Raw genomic sequence first — 18,552 nt, forward strand, 5'->3', positions numbered from 1 at the left:
AAAGCGGACCGGGCCGGGGCATTGCTCTTCCGTCAGGCCGGCACCCTGACTTTCGGCAGAGGCACGGCGACCGCCGGGGTTTGTATCGTGAGCCGGGTGCGAAACCGACGCGCAGATCTGGCATGGGCGCTGCTTCTGCTCCTGTCGGCCGGGCTGTCCCTCTCACAGATGTTGATGTTCGATGGCGGCGGCTGGTTGTCGTTGCCGATGGCCGCGCTGGCCTGGCTGGCCGGCCGGCAGATGGCGTCGCTCGCGCTCGCGGTGTGGGTGTTCGCCGCTGTGACGTCCACCGGCCTCGCGTTGGCGTTCTGGCGCTCATCCGACCCGGTCCCGGAGTGGCTTTCGGTGGCGTTCGTCGAGTTCACCGTCTCCGTGCTGCCGTGGTGGTTCGGTCGCTTCCAGCGCCTGCACGCCGAGCAGCGGGAGCGCGAACGAGGCATCGTCGCCGAGCAGGCGCGGCTTCGCGAACGGGCCCGGATCGCGCAGGACATGCACGACTCCCTCGGGCACGAGCTGGCTCTGCTCGCGCTGCACAGCGGCGCGCTGGAGCTCGCGGCCGACGTCACCGACGAGCAGCGCCAGACCGCCGCTGAGCTGCGGGCAAGCGCGGTCCGCGCCACCAACCGGCTGCACGAGATCGTCCAGGTGCTCGGCAGCGCGGACGCGGCAACCGACCTGCGGCCGGCGGACGAGAGCATCGACGACCTGGTTCGGCGGGCCACCGCAGCGGGCTTGCGGGTGCGGCTCCGGCACAGCGGCCCGGTCCCCGTGTGGTCGCCCATGGTGAGCCAGGCGGCCCACCGCGTCGTCCAGGAATCGCTGACCAACGCCGCCAGGCACGCGCCAGGTGCGTCGGTGACCGTCACGCTCGCCCGTACCCGAATCGAGGTTGTGAACGACGCGGTGGCGCAACCGGCTGCCAGCACGGGAAGCGGGCAAGGGCTGATCGGGCTGGACGAACGGGTCCGGCTGGCCGGTGGCAGTCTGATAGCGGGCGTACGGCCAGACGGCGGCTGGGCGGTGACCGCGGTACTACCCGATGGCGTACTCGCGGGCGCTCCGCCGCAGCGGCCCGCGTTCGAGCTCGGGGTCAGCAGGCGGCAGACCCGGCGCCGGCTGCTGCAGGCCGCCGCGCTGCCGCTTGGCGGTGGGCTCACCCTGATCGCAGCGCTCATCGTGGTGCAGGCGTTCAGTGTCGCGCGGTCCGGGCTCGCGGACGACCGGTACGGGAAGCTGCGGCCCGGCCAGCCACGCGCGGACGTCGAGCGGCTGCTGCCGCCGCACGACATCGGCCGGGCGCCGAAGGTGATCGCCACGCCGCCGCGACCGGCCGGCGCGAACTGCGTCTACTACCAGGTCGGTGACAGCCTGCTGGATGTCGGCTCGGACGTCTATGAGCTCTGTTTCGCCGATGACGTGCTGGTCTCCAAGGACCGGCTGGAGAGGGCGTAGTGATCCAGGTACTGGTGGCTGATGACGAGGCCATGGTCCGCGGCGGGGTCCGAGCGATCCTGGCCACCGACGACGGGATCGACGTCGTCGTCGAGGCCACCGACGGGTACCAGGCCGTCGAGCTGGTGCGTGTCCACCGCCCGCACGTGGCGCTGCTGGACATCCGGATGCCGGGACTCGACGGCCTCGCCGCGGCAGACGAGATCGCCGCGGTGGCACCGGCGACGAGCGTCATCATGCTCACGACGTTCGGCCAGGAGGACTACATCGCGCACGCGCTCGGCGGCGGCGCGGCCGGGTTCCTGCTCAAGGCGTCCGACCCGCGTGAGCTGATCACCGCTGTGCACGCCGTCGCGGACGGAGCGGCGTTCCTGTCGCCGACCGTCGCTCACCGCGTCATCCGCAGGTATCGCGACGTGGGCGTCATGGCAACACAAGCACGGCTGCGGATGGACAAACTGACCGAACGCGAACGCGATGTCCTCGCACTACTTGGCGCCGGGCATTCCAATGCCGAAATCGCCCACACCCTCTACATCGTCGAGGGCACGGTCAAGGCCCACGTCAGTTCCATCCTGGACAAACTCGACGTGCGCAACCGGGTCCAGGCCGCCATCCTCGCCCACGAGGCCGGACTGACCTGAGCAGCTCCACAGGCTGGCGCCAGCTGGCCAGCACGGCGGACGTAACGGTTCTCGAAGTCGCAGACGAACTGGAGCGGCGGCGCGCGAACGACCGAGAAGCTGGTCACCGCACAACGAGTGCTCGGCGGTGCATCCGACCGCCGTGCTCTCGCCGTACCTCAGAAGGGCTTCAGCCGATCACGTGGCCATCACGAACTGAGACAGGAGCAGACCGTTCAGCGGCCTTCAGACGACTCGACGGGGGAACTGCTTTCAGAACCGGCCGGCACCGGAGGTCGGACTCCTCGGATGAGCAGGTAGAGCATCAGGCCGAACTCCGCCAACGATGTGGGAGCCGACACGAGGTCGCGGACGAGGCCGGGTGCGCCAGGCAAGGCGAATGCGATCACCGGATCGGCGATCCACGCGAAGCCGCCGACGACGAGCAGCACACCCAGCAGCCTCGGGAACAGGGCGGAGCGCAGGGCGAGATAGCCCATTGGCAGCAGCCACAGGCCGAAGAACACACCGCCGAGGGTGTACCCGTACCCGTGCAGGTCGAGCAGCAGCAACGCGATGCTGTCAGCGTAGGCGGGATCGGTGGCGACTCGAAGTGCCCCGACGTGGAACGCGAGGTTGAGCAGGATGGAGCCCGCGCCGACCGACACGAAGACCAAGAGCGCCGTCGCGGCGCGTTCGTCCACGTGGTGCAGCAGGCGGTGCAGAGCGAGTCCGAGCAGGACGAAGACCACCGCCATCAGCACGTCGGCCGCGAGACCCCAGCGGAAGAGCGCTTCATGGGCGACGATGTTGACTGCGGTGGTAGCGGGATCGCCGGGCACGTGCACGTTGTCGCGCACCACCAGTTCCGCCCATGTGCCGAGGACGACGAGTACCAGGTACAGCAGACCGGCCGTTCTCGCCAGTGTCGTGGGCTTGGTCATGACTTCTCCTTGTTGCGCAACAACGGTGGTGGTGGATGACGACACCAACGCTGTCCTGTCGGAACCGCGGCCACCTCCCCGCGAAGGCTCGGTCGTCTCCACCCAGAGGTGGAGGCGGTCGAGCCTTGCGACGGGTCTGCGACGTACCTCGCGCCCTCTAGGCTTCGGTCATGCCGGAACTGCTGCGTTCGTGGTCCCGCGTCTGGCGCTACCTGCTCGCGGCCGCCGTCGGCGTGGTGGCGTGGTGCGCACAGGCCGCGGTGGTGCTGTCCGAGCCGCTGACCGCGGCACAGCAGGACGTCGTCGGCGCGGTGCTGGTGCTCGACCTCGCGTTCGGCGCGGTGACGCTCGCGCTCCTCCCGCTGCGGCGGCGTCATTCCGTGGTCGTCGCATGCCTGACGAGCGCTGCCTGCGCCGTGTCGGTGACGAGCACGGGATCGACCGCGCTGACCGTCGCCTCGCTGGCCACGCGGCGGCAACGGGTGCCGATCGCGGTCGTCGCGACCGTGTTCCTCGCGGGCTCGATCGTGTCCGAGTTCCTGTACCGGCCTCGTTTCCAGCTCACCGAGGGCAGTGGCTTCGACTCGGCGAGCGGCGTCCTGCTCGGTGGGGCCTTCTTCGCCGCCGCCGTGGCCACCGGGTACTACGTCGCCGGCCGCCGCGAGCTGGTCGACTCGCTGAGCGAACGCGCCCTCACCGCCGAACGGGAGCAGGCGCTGACCGCGAAGGCCGCCCGCGACGCGGAGCGCAACCGCATCGCCCGGGAGATGCACGACGTGCTGGCCCACCGCATCTCCATGGTGGCACTGCATGCCGGGGCACTCACCTACCGCGACGACCTCGACCGCGGACAGACTGTCGAGGCAGCGCAGACCATCCAGGAGAACGCCCGACTCGCTCTGGCCGAGCTCCGGGAGGTGCTGGGCGTCCTGCGGGCAGACGAATCCACGGGCATGTCCTCCGAAGGTTCGCAGCCGACGCTCGTGCAGTTGCCCGCGCTGCTCGCCGACGCGCGGGAGTCCGGTTCCGAGGTTCGGTTCGAAGGCGGAGACTTGCTCGTGCACCGGTTCGCGGAACCTGTGTCACGCACCGCTTTCCGGATCGTCCAGGAAGCCCTGACCAACGCCCGGAGGCACGCGCCCGGTGAGCCTGTCGTCGTACGGCTCACCGGTACTGCCGGAGGTGTGCTCGAAGTCGAGATCCGCAACTCGCTGAACGACCGGGCGGGCGCGGCGGTGCCGGGAGTCGGGCTGCTGGGGCTCGCGGAGCGCGCTGAGCTCATAGGCGGAACCTTCACCCACGGACCAGGACCGGACGGTTCGTTCGGCGTGATCGCGAGGTTGCCGTGGCAGAGCTGAACGTGGTCCGGCTGGTCCTCGTCGACGACGACCCGTTGGTGCGAGCAGGTCTTCGGATGATCCTGGGCGGCGCCGACGACATCGACGTGGTCGGCGAGGCCACCGACGGGCGGGACGCGATCGACGTGATCGTGCGCGAACGACCGGACGTCGTGCTGATGGACATCCGGATGCCTCGGATGGACGGCTTGGTCGCCACTCGCCAGCTCCGCGACCGGGGATCGTCGGCCCGAATCGTCGTCCTGACCACGTTCGACACCGATGAGCTGGTGTTCACCGCACTGCGCGAGGGAGCGGTGGGATTCTTGTTGAAGGACACCAGGCCCGCCGACATCGTCGCCGCCGTACGCCGCGTCGCGCTCGGTGAACCGATGTTGTCGCCGAGCGTCACCAGCCGGCTCATCGCCGTGGCCACCAGGCGGGAGGACGGCTCCCGGCAACGCACGGCCCACGCGATGCTCGCCCGGCTGACCGACCGCGAACGCGAGGTCGCCACCGCGGTCGCCGAGGGGTTGTCCAACGCCGAGATCGCCGAATCGCTGCATCTCGGCTTGGCCACCGTCAAAACGCATGTCGGGAGCGTGTTCGCGAAGCTGGAAGTCACCAACCGCGTTCAGGTGGCCAGGTGCGTACACGATGCCGAACCGGTGTCTGGGTCTTGGAACCGTGCTCCCACGCGTGACACGACGTGAACGATCGGTGGTTGTCAGTGTGTTGAACGGACTTGATCGGCTGCGAGCAGCTCGTTGACAGGGCTCGCTGCACCGACCTTGACCTTAACCTAGGTTGAGGTCTTAGCGTCGCGGTCATGCCTTCTGATTCCGATCGCACCATCCTCGTCACCGGCGCCTCCGGCAAGGTTGGCCGCCATGTCGTCGCCGGTCTGCTCCAGGCCGGCGTGCGCGTGCGAGCTCTCGTCCGCGACCCCGCAACCGCCCGGCTTCCCGGCGGCGTCGAGGTCGTTGCCGGAGACCTCCACGTCCCGGCCACCGTGGACGCGGCGGCGCGCGGCACCGATGCCGCGTTCCTGCTCTGGCCCGGCTTCTCCGCAGACGGCGCCGCGCAGACCGTCGAAGCGCTCGCCCGCCACGTACGCCACCTCGTCCACCTCTCCGCCGCGCGCCTGCAGCGCGACGACGGCCCGATGCCAGGCGTTTGGGCAGACGTCGAGGATCTCGTCGCGGTGTCTGGAACCTCGTGGACGTTCCTGCGCGCGGGCGGCTTCGCGGCCAACACCCTTGAGTGGGCAGAGCAGATCCGGCACGGCGACGTCGTCGAGCTCCCATTCCCCGACGCCGCCAGGTCGCTCGTGCACGAACGCGACATCGCCGATGTCGCGGTGCGCGCGTTGCTCGACCCGGCGCTCGCGGACAGCGCGTTCCCGGTCACCGGGCCGCAGGTGCTGACCCAACGCGAGCAGGTGGCGGCGATCGGCTCGGCCATCGGACGCGAGCTCACGGTGCGCGAGCAGTCCCCCGAGGCGGCCCGCCGCGCGTACGCCGCGGTGCTCGGCGGACTACGCCGACGCCGCGCTGGCCCACTGGGCGACGCTGGCCGAGCGCCCGGAGCGCGCGACGGACGACGTGCAACGCGTCCTCGGCCGACCGGCCCGGACGTTCGTGGAGTGGGCGGAGGACCACGCCGACGACTTCGCCGCCTGACCGCACTGCCCGCCGGCACGTTCCGCGGTGAGGTCGAACGGCACGACCTGGACGGGTCCGCCCGCAGCAGCCCGAACCTCGCTGTGACCTGTGCGGCGACACGGGAACGATCACCTGGCGGCAACCCGTATCCGGTGAAGGCGGTGCGCTCGTGCTGACGGAGATGAGCCACCCGTGCGTCAACGGCTGCTCAGCCTGGTACCGGCTCCCCGCCACGAGAGGGGCAACATTCTCGACGCGAAGGGTGACAGGCCGGTCGCTGGAAACGTCGCCGACGCCAACCAGGCCCACCGCACCGACTGGTCCCGGCCCAGCCCTCTGCCCGGTGATGCCCCTCAACCCCAGCCTGACTTTCGCGAACAGCGCGGGCGTGTGTTCCTCCGGCGCCTTACACCGCATCGCACTGTCGAGATGGGCACGACCGGCAGCGATGTTGAGCACGGTGCCGAGCACGGCCTGAACGCCTCCCGCATCGCCGTGGCCGGCGACTCCGTCGGCGGAAACATGGCCGCCTCGTTGACCCTGACCGCCAAGCAGCGCGGTGACCTGCCGCTGCTGGCCCAGGTGTTGTTCTACCCGGTGACCGACGCGGCGTTCGACACCGCGTCGTACCACGAGTTCGCCGAGGGCTACTTCCTGCGCCGCGACGCCATGCAGTGGTTCTGGGACCAGTACACGACCGACGAGGCGCAACGCGCCGAGATCACCGCTTCCCCGCTGCGCGACGAGGGCGAGGCCTACGCCAACAAGCTGCGCGAGGCCGGCGTGCCGGTGACCGCGGTGCGCTACCAGGGCGTCATCCACGACTTCGTGATGCTCAACGCGCTGCGCGAGACCCACGCCGCCGAAGTGGCGATCACCCAGGCCGTCGTGTTCCTGCGCGCGGCACTGCGACAGGGAGCCTGACATGACCGTCCACAGTGACCTCGAACAGGTCGAAGCAGCCAACGCCAGCGGCAGACCGCCGGTGGTGTTCATCCACGGCCTGTGGCTGCTGCCCAGCAGCTGGCAGCGGTGGGCCGAGGTGTTCTCCGCCGCCGGCTACGCACCGGTCGTGCCCGGCTGGCCCGACGACCCCGACACCGTCGCCGAGGCCAATGCGCACCCGGAGGTGTTCGCGGGCAAGAGCGTCGGCCAGGTCGCCGACCACTTCTGCCAGCTGATCGGCAAGCTCGAACGCAAACCCGCCGTCGTCGGCCACTCGTTCGGCGGGCTCATCACCCAGATCACCGCCGGGCGCGGGCTGTCCACCGTGTCCGTGGCGATCGACCCCGCACCGTTCCGCGGCGTGCTGCCACTGCCGATCTCCTCGCTGCGCGCCGCCAGCGCCGTGCTGGGCAACCCGGCCAACTACCACCGCGCCGTCCCGCTGACCTACGACCAGTTCCGGTACTCGTTCGCCAACGCCGTCAGCGAGGACGAGGCCCGCGAACTCTACGACACGTTCGCCGTTCCGGCGCCGGGCGAGCCGCTGTTCCAGGCCGCCGCGGCGAACCTGAAGCCGTGGACGGAGGTCAAGGTCGACACCGACCACCCGGACCGCGGCCCGCTGCTGATCATCTCCGGCGAGAAGGACCACACCGTGCCGTGGGCCATCGCCAACGCCTCCTACAAGCAGCACAAGAACAACCCGCACACCACCGAGATCGTCGAGATCCCGGCCGCGGCCACTCGCTGACCATCGACAGCGGCTGGCGCGAGGTCTGCGACACCGCCCTCACCTTCATCCAGCGCTTCCGCTGACACCCACAGACCGGCCGGCGTCCAGACCGGATGCCGGCCGGCCGCGACCGAAAGGCCCTGCCATGGACCAGCACACGCACCCGGCGGCCCACACCGGGTGGAGCACTGCGATCAGCGCCACCGCCCACTGCCTCACCGGCTGCGCCATCGGCGAAGTCCTGGGCATGACCATCGGCACCGCAGCCGGGTTCACCAACGCCGCCACCATCGCCCTCGTCGCCGACACCCTGTCCATCGCCGTCATGGAACTGGTCGACAACCTCGCCCTTCTCTCCATCCCCGGCGCCATGGACGCCGGCGTCACCAGCGCCATGTTCTGGCTCTCCCTCGCCGGCTCCCTCGCCATCGCCTTCATCGTCACCGTGCCCGTCAACCGCTGGCTCATCGCCAAAGGGCGCGGCCATGCCGTCGTCCCGCACACTGCCCACCACTGAAAGTGAGTGTCTGTTACCGGTGTCGGTCTCGCCATTCGCGCGGGGTGGTGCCGAACGCCGCGCGGAAACGGCGGCTGAAGTGGGTGGGCTGGGTGAATCCCCACCGGCGCGTGACGGCTTCGATGGTCAGGTACGCGCTGTCGGGAGAGGCGAGTGTGGTGCGCGCACCTTCGAGCCGTTGGGTGATGATCCACTGTTCCAGGCTGATGCCGGCACGTTCGCACACCTGGTAGAGGTGCCGCACGGACACGTGGTCAACGTGGGCCAAGCGACGGGCGCCCAGGTCCGGGTCGGCCAAGTGCTCGCGGGCGTAGGCCAGCACGCGGGTGAGCAGGGTGTCGGCCAGCACCGGCCGGGCGGCCTCGCGCCCGCCCGCTGCGGAGACGAACAGCGCGCGGACCAGCTCCAGCGTGGCGTTGGCCAGAGCGGGCGCGCCGGGGTCCAGCGCAAGCCGATCGGCGTCGGCGTGCAACGCGGTCAGGTGGCGGTGCACCAGATCGTGCAGAGGACTGGCGCGCAGCCGGAACGTGGCAGCGTGGATCGTCTCCGCGGACAACCCGAGCTGGTCATGGGTGAAGATGACGGACTTCGAGGCGCCTATACCCGACCAGCTGTAGTCGTGCGGCCGCGTCTGATCGTTGAGCAACAAGTCCGCGGTTCCGACCACCTGCTGTTCGTCACCCAGTGCGAACCGGCCCTCGCCCAGGGGTTTGGATGGCGATGGCGATGAGCGGACGGCTCTCCTGCCGCACGTGACGCGCGGTGCGCACCAGGCGGAAACCCGTGTTGTGTGAGGTGAACACCGTAAGACCGCCGACCTGAGCTCCCTCCATGCGACCGTACAGGCCCTCCGGCGGCTCCTCGTGGATGACGCGGTTACCAGTGGCGCCGTTGACCAGCGCCTCCCGGAACGCCTCCACCCGGTCACGAGGGGGCAAAGCCGGGGTGTCTAACAGCAACATGACGACCCACCACCCACTGCGCAACTCGCTGACCTGCGGCAGAGGCTACAAGAATCGGCGGGCGCAATCTTCACGCAGGCTCCGCTGTGTTGACGGGCAACGGCCAGCGCATGGGCGAGCTGCCTCGCAGGTGGGATATCCGTATGACGGGGCCCGGCCGTGTGGCGCTATCAGAACCTCGCCCCCGGTTCCAGCGGCGATGAGCGGATGTTCGTGCCAACACAAACAAGTCCTACCGCGGTGCTTATGCGCTCGCTTAGCTCGTATGGTCAAAGGTTGGCATTGTCGATCCATGTCTCGAGAGCGTCGGCTTGGTCGGCTTGGTTGAGTTCGCGCAGGATTGCAACGAGGTTGCGTGCTGTGCGCAGGGTGTTGGGGTGGTCGTCGCCGAGGACGCGGCGGCGTCGGGTGAGGGTGTCCTCGGCGAGTTCGCGTGCGGCTTGGTACTCACCCAACTCCCTCAGGCGGATGGCGAGGTTGCTGGCGGAGTTGAGGGTGTCGGGGTGGTCGTCGCCGAGGACGCGGCGGTAGCGGGTGAGGGTGTCTTCGGCGAGTTCACGCGCGGCTTGGTGCTCACCCAACTCCGACAGGTCGACGGCGAGGTTGCTGGCGGAGTTGAGGGTGTCGGGGTGGTCGTCGCCGAGGACGCGGCGGCGTCGGGTGAGGGTGTCCTCGGCGAGTTCACGCGCGGCTTGGTACTCACCCAACTCCGACAGGTCGACGGCGAGATTGTTGGCGGAGTTGAGGGTGTCGGGGTGGTCGTCGCCGAGGACGCGGCGGCGTCGGGTGAGGGTGTCTTCGTCGAGTTGGCGTGCGGCTTGGTGCTCGCCCACCTCCGACAGATCGATGGCGAGGTTGCTGGCGGAGTTGAGGGTGTCGGGGTGGTCGTCGCCTTGGACGCGGCGGCGTCGGGTGAGGGTGTCTTCGGCGAGTTCGCGCGCGGCTTGGTACTCACCCAACGCCGACAGGCGGATGGCCAGGCGCGTGCTGGCGTCGAGGGTGATGGTGTGGTCGGGTCCGTGGTGGTTGTGGGCAAGCCGATGGGCGTGCTGGGCGTGGGAAAGCGCGTGGCGGGGTTGCCCACTGGTGTGCAGGTAGGCAGAGACGCTGTCGAGCAAATCGACAAGGGTGTCGTGATGGGTGGTGAGGAGATCGTGTCGGTCGAGTGCGGTGGCGATGAGCAGGTGGGGCAGCAGTCGCTGCCACTGCGGCCACACTGCGGGGTTGTCCCACGGATCCTCGGGCCGGCCGCGATGCAGCAGCAACGCCGCAGTGACTGGCCCGTCGATCGTGGTTGCGGTGGGCAGGGTGCCGGTGGGGATTGTGCGGAGCAGTGCGGCGGGGATGCGGTGCAGCAGCAGGCTGTCGGCCTCGACCCGTATGAGAGCGCGTTCACGCAACAGCCGCATGCTGTCGGCCACGGCCAGCGGGTCGGCGACGGTCCTGGCGAGCGGTTCGGGAAGCAGGTCGGGGTGCCCGGTGATCAACGTGAGCGGTACGGGCTCGGGGGCCAGCCAGGCCAGCAAGGTGAGCAGCTGCAGAGCTGCGAGATCATGCGACTGCAGCGCGTCGAAGGCCACCATCCACGATGCCGCCACCGGTATCGGTGCGTCGCCTGCGGCGGCGACGGTGACGCCGCGTTGCAGCAGCTCGCGACCCCGCGAATCGAGCAGCTCCAGGTAGCCGGCAGGGGTGAAGGTGCCGTCGCAGAGCAAGGCCGCGGCCTGGTCCAACGCCGAGGGCAGATGCCCCAGCCTCTCGGCGACCTCGGTGATCTCACCAGCGGTCAGACGGGGCGCCTTGGCGGCCAGGAACCGGGAGGACTCCTGCGGGGTGAACACGTCGATCGACACCGGCGCCGCCACCCCCGTCCAGAACGGAAAGCGGGAGGTGATCAGCACCCGCACTCGTCCGCCCGGCAGGTACGGGGCGAGGGTGTGGGGATGCTCGGCGTTGTCGAACACCACGAGCACACGCTCCCGCTCCTGTAACGCCCCCCATACCCGCGGCACGACCGCGGCCACCGGCTCGCCCGGCTCGGTCACGCGCAATGCTTGGCCGAGTTCGGCGAGCTGCTGAGCGATCAGGTCAGAATTCTCGGCGGCGATCCACCACACCACGTCGTAGTCGGTGGTGTGCCGGTGGGCGTACTCGATCACCGTGCTGCTCTTGCCCACACCGCCCATGCCCTCGATCGCCCGCACCACCACCGGGCCTTCGGCGAAGGCGTCCGCCAACTCCGTCAGCATCCCCTCGCGGCCGGTGAAACCCTGGACCCGAGCGGGCACCTTCCACACCCGGACACCACCCGCAGCCGCGCCCGCGTCAATGCCCGCGACATTCGGGAGGACTGCCGTGTCCGGCGGCGTGGGAGCGTGCAGTTCGGTCAGTGCGTGCACGACAGCGGTATCCAGCTCCGCCGGGGTTTTCACGATCTTCACCGTGAGGCCGCTGTCGAGTAGCAGTCGCCGCCGAAACGCCTCCTGACGGTCCCCGTACTCCGGGTCCCGGAACAACGGCCCCGGTCCTTCCGCCTCCTCGTCCAGCACGAACACCAGCCGCGGCTTTCCCAACTCCGTCGCCGCCTCGAACTCCAACTCCGTGTACGACAACGATGGCCGATCCACCACCGGCGACCCATACCGGAACCCCGCCACCAGCACGTACACATCGCAGTCGGCAACCCGCTGCCGACACAACGCCGCGGGGGTCTGTACGCCTGCGGCGAAATGCGCCATGTCCACCGGCGCATCCCGCAACCGCACCACAGCCCGCTCCGCCGCATCCACGAACGACCCGCCCACGGGATACTTCCGCAGCTCAGAGGTATGGCTCAGAAACACCCGCCGAGCCGACCCGCCCAACCGAACACCCCCACGCTCAGAGCACCGTCACGCTCACATCGTCGAAACAGTCTGGTGCGTTGCACCACAACATCCGCTCATCGGCATGACCCTGCGTCGCAGCGACAGGACTCACGACCGCCGGGTTTCCATGCGAGGCGATCTGCTTCAACGCGCGTCCCGCATGGCTTGAGCTTCGCCCTGGCTGATGGTCCGCATGATCCGAAGCTACTCCGCACATCAGCATGAGCGCGCCTCCTCTTGGCACACGATCAGCGGTATGAGCGGACATCAGAGGCAAAGTACTCGACAGCCCCCAAGCCCGTGAGCACACTGCGAGCGTGATCCGTTTTCGATTCCGTCTCAGACCGCTGGCCGACGTGGAGCCCTGGGGTGATCGCACCCTGCACTGGTTCGCTTTGACGGACGGCTGGTACTGGATCGAAGTGGACGGGCACAGGTTGTTCCACCACCCGGCGAACGCCGATGTCGGACAACCCTCACCTGTCGACTACTACGTCGTCCGCTTGTGGGAGGACGTCCAGGAAGTGCTGCCGGCTCTGCTGGAACCGGTGCCCGCGGATCTCGTCCACCTCATGACCAGTGATCAGGACGCGTGGTACGGAATGGCTGCTGAGGACGCGGAAACGGCTCTCGACTGGTACAGCAGCCATTTCATGTACACGAGTTACCTCGCCGCCTCCCCGTACATCCTGTGGTGGCGATCGGTCGCCGACCAGGACACGATCACCGTCGACTGGCGGCACCGCGCCGGGAGCGGAAGCGGACTTGATTGCACCGTGCCGAGGCGGGGACGGGCGACTGTCGCCACCGAAATGTTCCTGCGAGCCGTGGAGGAGTTCGACCGAGAACTGATTGCCGCTATGGACCAGCGCATCGCCGACATCGAGGCCGGCGGCCTGGCCGCGGACATCCGAGTCGACCTCGAGCAACTCCGCCACGAACACCGGCATCGTGCAGGATCCCTGGCGGCCGCCATGCGGCGCGTACCCGCCACAGATTGGACAGCCGTTCGCGAGGACGCCGCGCGTATCTTCTCGACGCGGACCCCGGACGTTCAGAAGCCGCTGGGATGGAGTGAGAGCCAGTCGGTGTGACGGTGTTTCACAGCGTCGCGGTCGACAGCCGTGGGCAGGAGGATGTCGGCGCCTCCGTCGTACGGGTGGTGGATCCGGTCGAAGGTCAGGCTTGTGATCATCACTCCAGCGGTGAGGTCGTCGGCCACAGCCCGAAGCAAGTCGTCCACCAGATCACGTCGCCAGGGCACGCGGCTTGCGTATAGATGGATGTAGGTGATGAAGTCCGGATCTGTTTCGTCCTCGTCGGTGCGCAAGGACGTCCAGTGACATGCACCGGGATGCCAGCGCGAATGACACTCGGGCAGCGCCGGAGGCTCGGGGCCGTCCGACCAGGTGGCTGTGACGATCCGGACTTCCTCCCCGCGGAACAGTTCGTCCAGGACCGTGTTGTAGCGGTGGAGCACGATGTCGTACTCGGAACTGTCATCGGGATAGCGCTTGGATTCCGGCAGGCTGTGGAAGCGCACCCACCGGTCCCGGTAGACGTGCTTCAAGTTGTCGGCCAGCGGAGGACAGTGGGGCCACTGCTGTTGCCACAGCACCGACAAGTCGTCAGACACGTGATTGTTTTCTCCAATGGATTGCGGACTTGTCGAATCCAGTCGACGAGGCTTGCTGAGTCTACGCACGCAGTCGTCTTCGTGCAGTCCATTTCCACTGTCGCCGAGTGATCGCGGGTGCGAGGAGCCGGACCATCCGATAGCCAAGGTGAGGTGGCCCGCTCCGATTTCAGGCGATGAACCGCAGATCGTTGAGGCCTCTGACCGGCCATCGCCGCTGGTGGTCAGACACTGGACCACGAGGCGGAGCAAGTCGGTAGCGGCCGGTCCTGGTGATCGTCGTACCGGTGCTGATCAGCACGGCGGTTGCGGTGCTGATCAAGCTGCTGGCCCCGGCACCGCGCAGGAACGCCTCGACGCGATACGTACGGGCTGGCCATCGGCGCCGTGATCACCCCGGCGTTGCCTTGCGACGTCAGCAGTCCACCGAGCACGACGCCACCGAACGCAGACTGACCGAGCTCACCGCCGCTTCTGGCGTGCGAGGCTCGCCAACCGCCGCCACGATCTCCCTGTCGACCAACCCACACCGCACTCGAGGGAAGATCCGATGGCCGGAGCGGTTCGCGTCCCCTGCGCCTGGAGGGCGTTGCTGGTTGTGCAAAGCACCTTCCATCAGCGGTGAGAAGCTCCCGGGACGGCGCTCCAAGATAAGGCCGCTGTACAAGCGGCACGACGAGCTGGTCTTCGGCACACCACGACCAGACCTGGCACAGACCGAACAGCAGGACGGCCACGCCTGAACAGCCGGTTGCTACTGCCGATGCCAGCCGCGCGCCGATCAAGGTTGACTCATCGGCTCGTCGCCTCCTGGCGGCAAGTGCATGTGCGCCAGCAGTTCTACCGCCTTGCCTTCCGCCTTCGTGCCGGAGACGTCCTCAAGCAGACCGACGAGATCAACCAGTAGGTAGTAGCCGATGTGGTTGAAGTACTCCGCTACGCGCTCCGCCCGCACGCCGGGTTCAACTCGCAGGAGCACTTCGCCGACGTCGAGGCGGCCCTCCACGATGACGATCTCGCCGTCACGTTCGACCACCTTGAACCACGGCGACCGATTCGCCAATCGCCTGAGGAAGTCGACACCTCTCTCGTAGGTCTCTGTGGTAGGGCCTCATCTGTCACATGAGCAAGCTAGTTGTCATCTCATGGCCGCGTGGTGCCGACATAACACTACGCATGGGGACGTCCACGGCAACGTCGTGCAGTCGGTATTGATGGGGACGTGCACGTGCACTCCTCGTCCCTGCCAGATCACCGGGATCCCCGGCTGTTCCTGCTGGGCTTGGTGCCGCTGACAACAGGGCTGGGGCTGTTGATGGTGTTCGTGACATTGGGTGCGTCGATCCCGTCGACGCTGACGGAGCCTTCTGCCAGCACATCGCCGTTTCCCTGGCTGCCCGGCGAGCCCGCGCAAGCGCCTTTCCTGTCCCACGGCTTCGACGACGTGCTGCGCGATGTCGGCCCGCACTGATGATGCGGAAACTGTTGCTGGGACTGGAGATCCCGCGCGTCTTGCGGTACCCGGAGGACGCGCCGCCCAGCGGTGCCCACGAACTCTCGGCGGCCGGTGTCCGGCTCGTCTCCGTGCCGAACACCGGCCACACATCATGATCGACAACATCGAGGGCTTCGCCCGCGCGGTCGCCCAGCAGCGCCTGTCGGTCTGGTCACCGCAGCACCCCCAGCGCCGCGGTGTGTTGCCGTTGCCGCAAGTCGAGCCACTCGGCGACCAGGTCCGCGTGGGCGTCCAGCCAGTCCTGCTGGAGCACGGCGAGACGGGCATAAGCCGTGTCCAGATAGCCGGTCTCCCGCTTGCAGTGCACGTCCGCGCGCACCGCCGGGTCAGTGGCCAGATCGGTGTCGGCGGGCAGGTCGTTCACCAGCTCGCCCGGAGTCCGGGCCTCGACACCGAATCGGTGGACACACCTGCTCCACCGTTCGTTGGCGGTGACGAAGGCCGGATCGTGGTCGAGCTGCTCTCTGGCCTCACGTTCACCCTCGAAGATCCGCAGTCGCAGCTCCACCGCCCGCAGCCGCTGGTTCCCCAGCAGGTGGTGCTCGGCGTCGGCTGCGCAGCCGTTGGCAGGTAGCGACATCGCCAGTCCTCCGCCCCGCGCCTCCACACGTTGGCCGGGATCACCGAACAACGCTCGCACGTACCTCTCGTCCTGCGCGGGCTCAGGAGGCAGTGGTTCGGTCGTGAGGTTCTCGAGCGACTCCAGTCCGAACGGCCGCAGCGCGGCGAGCGCCTCCTCATCGGTGACGTTCTCGGTCGCTGTGACGTAGCTCTGGCCGTGAGCGGCCATACAGCTGGTCACGAGCGCGTCCCGTGCCGCGGCGATTCGCCGGTCCTGGTCACCGGAGAGGTTCATCAGGCGGTACATCGGGGGGACGGCACGAGTCTCAGCCTGCTCGGTGGACGCGACCTGCGGCGCCGAGCCGGACAGGAGCGCGGCCAGAACGACGGTCACCGCGGCCGCGATCCGGTTGCCCCGCCGTTCCGGCGGCAGGACGCCGCCGGAACGCACCTGGTCGCGGTTCAGTTGCTGAGGCATCGCTCAGGAGTCCTGGGCCTCAGGCGCAGCGAACTGATCCTGGCGTGCCACCCGACGTTGTACAGCGAGTTCACGGTGGCACCAGGGTTCACGCAGAAGTGGGCACCGGTGTGGAACTGCCCGTCGTACCAGTGGCTCTCGCGGTCGCTGGAGGAGGAGTTGCTGGCCGCGAACGAGTTGTTGTCGACGGAATAGCCAGCGCCGGCACCACCCGAGAACGTGTCGCCGTTGAAGTGGTTGACGGAGTCGAAGTACTGCTTCCTCGCCGAGGACACGGTGCCCCAGAACAAGCAGTGGTTGCCGATTGCGCAGTTCGCCCCGGCCGCCACCGGGCCCGTGCTCGGCGCCGCCGTTCTCGCCTGGGCCGAACGGCTCGGCTCCGGTGCCGCCGGTTCCGGACCGATGTCCGCGCTCACCGCGAGCGGAGCAACGAGCAGGAGTGCTCCTGCGGCCGCCGCGATGACAGCCTGGCGCCCGAACAGAACGGGAGCGAGTTTCATGAAGATCACCCTCAATTGATTGATCGAAATCGTCTTCCGGTCGACTGACCGCACCGCAGAGACTTCAGTGAAGAAACGTCGGCGAGCAAGGGGCTGCGGTAATCTGGGACGGTGGGACGGGCCCTGAGGCGCTGGGGTGCACAGGCTCAGGACCTGGTGGGATGGGCGTGGGATGCACGAGGACCAGGCGGGGGGGCTGCATGCACACAGCCGAGGTGGAAAGACTCGCCGCATTGCTGCGGACGTTCAAGAACCGCACGGAACGCAGTTACGAGTCTTTGGCCAAACGAACCGGTGTCAGCAGTTCGAGCCTGCATCGCTATTGCAGCGGCACGAAAATTCCAACCGACTACGGTTCGATTCAGCGATTTGCCAAAGAATGCGGCGCGACCCAGGAGGAGCTGCGGGAGCTGCACCGGCTGTGGGTGCTGGCGGATGCCGTGCGGCGTGGACAACCCGAACCCGATGTCGACACGCCGCCAGAGAACACGCCCCCGGAGAACACACCCCCGGAGGAACCGCATCGCTCCCGCCTCCGGCGCCGGCTCGCGGTGATCGGTGTCGCAGCGCTCGTTCTCGTGGTGGGCGGCGTGACCATGTCGCTCCTCAGCGCGGGCAGGCAGACCGGGCCACCGGCGGTGGGCGGCCCGCTGCTGTTGTCCTCCGCCTGCCCACCAGTCGTGAGCATGGGCCAGCACGACGAATGCGCGCGCGAGGTCCAGGCGCTGCTGTCCCGTGCCGGGGCCGAGATCGAGGTCGACGGTGACTTCGGTCCGGCGACACTGCGCCGGGTCACCGCGTTCCAGGTGCTCGCCGACCTGCAACCTCGCGGCGTGGTCGACGAAGCCACCAAACGCGCGCTCTACGACCAGAAGGTCAGCATGGCCACGTGGCCCCCCGAGCAGGTCGAGCGGCGCATCCGTGAGGTCTTCCCCGAGGTTCCGGACAGGGCCGTCGGCATCGCCCGCTGCCAGTCCTACCTCGACCCGCTGTACGTGCTGACCAACACCAACGGAACCCGCAACTGGGGTGTCTTCCAGCTCTCCGACAAGCTGCTCGCGGAGCTGGGCGGTACGCAGCGGCAGGCGTACGACCCCGAGTGGAACATCCAGGCGGCGCGCCGGGCGTGGAGCCGGCACCAGGACTTCCGCGACTGGAAGCACTGCGATCAACCGTTCCGGACCAGCGCGCCACCGTCGAGCATCCCGAGGTGAGACCAACCGGTCGGCAGCGCCTGCTCGAGCAGGCGCTCCAGCCGTCCTCGCCAAGCGCGACAAGGCCGAGCGCGCGCGTACAGCGGTTGATGGTGGCCGCGGGCTTCGATCACACCTCACGCTGATCGATCCGGCCGATCACCTTGCCGTGGTCTGTGTCGACATCGGCAGGCCCGCGCGACCCGGTTGCTGATCCGGCCCACGATCGTCCCGGCCTGTTCGTGGTCGTCACCGGCGGCCAGCGCCTCCGCGACCGCGCCCATCGTGCTTTCCAGGTGCGGTGGGCTCTGCCTGATGAGCGTTTGCACCTCGCCGGCCCAGTGAGCGGCCAAATTCCGGTCACCGCAGGCCGTCCCCGAGCAGTGGCTCGATGTCGAACCGCGACTGTCCGGCGAGGTGCTCCAGGTCGTCCAGCGTCACACCGCCTCCGGCAGCGGTGATCAACCCGAGCACGTCGCGGTGCAGCTGATCACCGGCCAGCAGCAGGTTGAGTTCCTGCGTGGCACCGCGTTCCACACCGCGGGCGTGTTCGGAGACGTCGAGCGCTCGAACCGCGTACAGCTCGCCAAGCTCGTGCGCCTCGACGCACTGGTCGGGGCTCAC

The 18,552-nt window shown here is 68.4% G+C and carries 19 protein-coding genes and 1 pseudogene; 12 read left to right on the top strand and 8 right to left on the bottom strand.

Features of this window, described 5'->3' with window-relative positions:
• Window positions 1–168: 168 nt before the first annotated feature.
• On the top strand, window positions 169–1,452 hold the full coding sequence (locus BBK82_RS41290; RefSeq protein WP_065919777.1) for a sensor histidine kinase: 1,284 nt from the start codon (window positions 169–171) through the stop codon (window positions 1,450–1,452).
• Window positions 1,452–2,096, top strand: a complete 645-nt coding sequence (locus BBK82_RS41295; protein ID WP_065919778.1) for a response regulator — start codon at window positions 1,452–1,454, stop codon at window positions 2,094–2,096. Before BBK82_RS41290 ends, BBK82_RS41295 begins: the two co-directional genes overlap by 1 nt.
• Window positions 2,097–2,311: 215 nt before the next feature.
• Here BBK82_RS41295 and BBK82_RS41300 read toward each other — a convergent pair whose 3' ends face one another.
• Complete coding sequence (locus BBK82_RS41300) at window positions 2,312–3,019, bottom strand: DUF4386 domain-containing protein (RefSeq protein WP_065919779.1); 708 nt, start codon at window positions 3,017–3,019, stop codon at window positions 2,312–2,314.
• A gap of 170 nt (window positions 3,020–3,189) precedes the next feature.
• Here BBK82_RS41300 and BBK82_RS41305 point away from each other — a divergent pair, with 170 nt between their 5' ends.
• The 6 genes and pseudogenes from BBK82_RS41305 to BBK82_RS41330 all read left to right on the top strand — a co-directional run bounded on the left by BBK82_RS41305 (window position 3,190) and on the right by BBK82_RS41330 (window position 8,215).
• Window positions 3,190–4,377: a sensor histidine kinase gene (locus tag BBK82_RS41305; protein ID WP_065919780.1), complete on the top strand. Its 1,188-nt coding sequence runs from the start codon at window positions 3,190–3,192 to the stop codon at window positions 4,375–4,377.
• Window positions 4,365–5,069: a response regulator gene (locus BBK82_RS41310; protein WP_472367731.1), complete on the top strand. Its 705-nt coding sequence runs from the start codon at window positions 4,365–4,367 to the stop codon at window positions 5,067–5,069. The genes BBK82_RS41305 and BBK82_RS41310 overlap by 13 nt, the downstream gene beginning before the upstream one ends.
• Window positions 5,070–5,185: 116 nt before the next feature.
• Entirely contained in the window at window positions 5,186–6,196 is a 1,011-nt protein-coding gene (locus tag BBK82_RS41315) for an SDR family oxidoreductase (protein ID WP_237047863.1), read from the top strand.
• A gap of 277 nt (window positions 6,197–6,473) precedes the next feature.
• Window positions 6,474–6,944 (top strand): annotated as a pseudogene (locus tag BBK82_RS41320) (alpha/beta hydrolase fold domain-containing protein); the annotation flags it as partial.
• A gap of 1 nt (window position 6,945) precedes the next feature.
• Window positions 6,946–7,716 (top strand): alpha/beta hydrolase, encoded by a 771-nt coding sequence (locus tag BBK82_RS41325; protein ID WP_237047864.1) that lies wholly within the window; start codon window positions 6,946–6,948, stop codon window positions 7,714–7,716.
• Window positions 7,717–7,843: 127 nt separating this feature from the next.
• Complete coding sequence (locus tag BBK82_RS41330; protein ID WP_065919781.1) at window positions 7,844–8,215, top strand: DUF4396 domain-containing protein; 372 nt, start codon at window positions 7,844–7,846, stop codon at window positions 8,213–8,215.
• A 13-nt stretch (window positions 8,216–8,228) separates the two neighbouring features.
• Here the strand turns inward: BBK82_RS41330 and BBK82_RS41335 are convergent, their stop codons facing one another.
• Both BBK82_RS41335 and fxsT read right to left on the bottom strand, forming a co-directional pair.
• Window positions 8,229–8,882, bottom strand: coding sequence for a helix-turn-helix domain-containing protein (locus tag BBK82_RS41335; protein WP_154697806.1), 654 nt, complete (start codon window positions 8,880–8,882; stop codon window positions 8,229–8,231).
• Window positions 8,883–9,446: 564 nt separating this feature from the next.
• Window positions 9,447–11,981, bottom strand: coding sequence for an FxSxx-COOH system tetratricopeptide repeat protein (fxsT, locus tag BBK82_RS41340; RefSeq protein WP_237047865.1), 2,535 nt, complete (start codon window positions 11,979–11,981; stop codon window positions 9,447–9,449).
• 380 nt (window positions 11,982–12,361) lie between these two features.
• Between fxsT and BBK82_RS41345 the strand changes: the two genes are divergently transcribed.
• Complete coding sequence (locus BBK82_RS41345; protein ID WP_065919783.1) at window positions 12,362–13,138, top strand: DUF5984 family protein; 777 nt, start codon at window positions 12,362–12,364, stop codon at window positions 13,136–13,138.
• Here the strand turns inward: BBK82_RS41345 and BBK82_RS41350 are convergent.
• Window positions 13,099–13,680: a DUF3885 domain-containing protein gene (locus BBK82_RS41350; protein WP_179953733.1), complete on the bottom strand. Its 582-nt coding sequence runs from the start codon at window positions 13,678–13,680 to the stop codon at window positions 13,099–13,101. The two genes, BBK82_RS41345 and BBK82_RS41350, sit on opposite strands and share 40 nt — an antisense overlap.
• Window positions 13,681–14,461: 781 nt before the next feature.
• Window positions 14,462–14,716, bottom strand: a complete 255-nt coding sequence (locus tag BBK82_RS41355) for a hypothetical protein (RefSeq protein WP_154697807.1) — start codon at window positions 14,714–14,716, stop codon at window positions 14,462–14,464.
• Window positions 14,717–14,902: 186 nt separating this feature from the next.
• Between BBK82_RS41355 and BBK82_RS41360 the strand changes: the two genes are divergently transcribed.
• Both BBK82_RS41360 and BBK82_RS51120 read left to right on the top strand, forming a co-directional pair.
• Window positions 14,903–15,151 (top strand): hypothetical protein, encoded by a 249-nt coding sequence (locus BBK82_RS41360; protein WP_065919785.1) that lies wholly within the window; start codon window positions 14,903–14,905, stop codon window positions 15,149–15,151.
• Window positions 15,151–15,291 (top strand): hypothetical protein, encoded by a 141-nt coding sequence (locus BBK82_RS51120; protein WP_154697808.1) that lies wholly within the window; start codon window positions 15,151–15,153, stop codon window positions 15,289–15,291. The genes BBK82_RS41360 and BBK82_RS51120 overlap by 1 nt, the downstream gene beginning before the upstream one ends.
• A 56-nt stretch (window positions 15,292–15,347) precedes the next feature.
• Here the strand turns inward: BBK82_RS51120 and BBK82_RS41365 are convergent, their stop codons facing one another.
• Window positions 15,348–16,235 carry a hypothetical protein gene (locus BBK82_RS41365; RefSeq protein ID WP_065919786.1) on the bottom strand — a complete coding sequence of 296 codons (888 nt, stop codon included), beginning with the start codon at window positions 16,233–16,235 and terminating at the stop codon, window positions 15,348–15,350.
• A complete protein-coding gene (locus BBK82_RS41370; RefSeq protein WP_154697809.1) occupies window positions 16,220–16,735 on the bottom strand; it encodes a hypothetical protein in 516 nt (171 codons plus the stop codon). The genes BBK82_RS41365 and BBK82_RS41370 overlap by 16 nt, the downstream gene beginning before the upstream one ends.
• A 233-nt stretch (window positions 16,736–16,968) precedes the next feature.
• On the opposite strand from BBK82_RS41370, the gene BBK82_RS41375 reads away from it, so the two are divergent.
• The gene (locus tag BBK82_RS41375) at window positions 16,969–17,949 is read left to right on the top strand and encodes a helix-turn-helix domain-containing protein (RefSeq protein WP_237047866.1); all 981 of its coding nucleotides are present in this window, start codon (window positions 16,969–16,971) and stop codon (window positions 17,947–17,949) included.
• 339 nt (window positions 17,950–18,288) lie between these two features.
• Here the strand turns inward: BBK82_RS41375 and BBK82_RS41380 are convergent, their stop codons facing one another.
• Window positions 18,289–18,552, bottom strand: a complete 264-nt coding sequence (locus tag BBK82_RS41380) for a hypothetical protein (protein WP_065919789.1) — start codon at window positions 18,550–18,552, stop codon at window positions 18,289–18,291.

The organism is Lentzea guizhouensis (genome assembly GCF_001701025.1).
Classification (GTDB): domain Bacteria; phylum Actinomycetota; class Actinomycetes; order Mycobacteriales; family Pseudonocardiaceae; genus Lentzea; species Lentzea guizhouensis.